General features: G+C 34.7%; 2 protein-coding genes. Both read left to right on the plus strand.

Annotated features, from left to right (window positions below; genetic code table 11):
- Positions 1 to 108 precede the first annotated feature (108 nt).
- Positions 109 to 231: an alpha/beta fold hydrolase gene (locus tag NEH74_RS13595; RefSeq protein WP_256637857.1), complete on the plus strand. Its 123-nt coding sequence runs from the start codon at positions 109 to 111 to the stop codon at positions 229 to 231.
- Between the two features lie 438 nt (positions 232 to 669).
- The coding region (locus NEH74_RS13600) for an ABC transporter ATP-binding protein (protein ID WP_262941483.1) at positions 670 to 1,558 on the plus strand (889 nt) is incomplete at its 3' end.

Raw genomic sequence — 1,558 nt, forward strand, 5'->3', positions numbered from 1 at the left:
TTGAGACAGCCCCTTTTTTTAATTTCTATTATAAACAGATAAGTATTCTACCTCTCAAGTAGAAAATAAAAAAGACTGATATGTTTTACCTATCAAGGCAGCGGGATAGTGGGGCATTCTATGGGAGGAGCCATTGCGACGTACTATGTTTTAAAATATAATGCTCATAGTGTTTCAAAACTTGTTCTTTTAGGCGCTGCTATTCTAGCTTGGATTAAAACTACCGAGTAGAATTATGACTATACGAAGAATTCATTGCTCAACGCTTGAACAACCGACCTAAATTTATTCAATTAGTTCGTAATCTTTTCTTCTATCAATACACAACCTGTGAAACAGTTGTCTGATTCACTAATTTATGTCTGAAAGCAGCGGGATGGTCTACTGCTAAATCTTTAATGGCTTTACGCGATGAACAATTATTTAATGACCTATCCAATATCAAAATTCAAAACTCATCTCGCTCACTGAAAGTGGACACGCTGCATTTTTTGAAGAAAAAGATAAAGTTTCTAAAGCCATTGTCAAATTTGCAACCTCATAAAAAAAGGGACATCCCTTCTTTTTTAATCTTTAGTATTCTTTATCAGCAGATAGTTGACCGATAGGACTAATCCTCCTATAATACTGATATATTGAAAAATAAGGAATTTATCAGGGGGAAATTTTATGACTACAAATGTCATCGAAATTAGACAATTAACGAAAGATTATGGTAATAATCGCGGAATTTTTGATGTCTCATTATCAGTTAAGAAAGGCGAAGTGTTTGGATTTTTAGGCCCTAATGGAGCAGGTAAATCTACAACGATTCGACATTTAATGGGGTTTATTCAAGCCGATCAAGGAAGTTGCCAAATCAATGGACTTGATTGTTTAAGAGATCATGCCCGTATTCAACAAGCACTTGGCTATCTTCCAGGTGAAATAGCCTTCATGGATGATATGACAGGCCTTGAATTTATTAAATTTATGGCAAAAATGAAAGGAATGACTGATTTAACCAAAGCGTATGAATTAATGGAGCGCTTCGAGCTCAATCCACAGGGGAAAATAAAAAAAATGTCTAAAGGAATGAAGCAAAAAATCGGGATTATTTGTGCCTTTATGCATGACCCTGAACTGTTAATTTTAGATGAACCAAGCAGCGGGTTAGATCCACTGATGCAAAATCGTTTTATTGAATTAGTTTTAGAAGAAAAGCAACGTGGAAAAACGATTTTTATGTCCTCTCATATTTTTGAAGAAATTGAACGCACCTGTGACCGAACAGCGATGATTAAAGATGGACGTCTCATTTCAATTGAAGAACTTCAAACGTTAAAGGCTTCTAAACATAAAACTTATCAAATCACATTTGCCACACAAGAACTAGTGGAACAATTTATGGATGAGGGCTTTGAATGTAAACAAGTAGAATCAAACGTCATCAAAGTTGTACCCCGAAATAATCTAAACTATTTATTAGCTACCTTAAGTCGCTATGATATTATCGATTTAGATATAACCAAACCAACACTTGAAGAATTATTCTTACATTTTTACGGAGGGGATGAGT

The organism is Turicibacter sp. GALT-G1, from assembly GCF_025594995.1.
Lineage (GTDB): Bacteria > Bacillota_I > Bacilli_A > MOL361 > Turicibacteraceae > Turicibacter > Turicibacter bilis.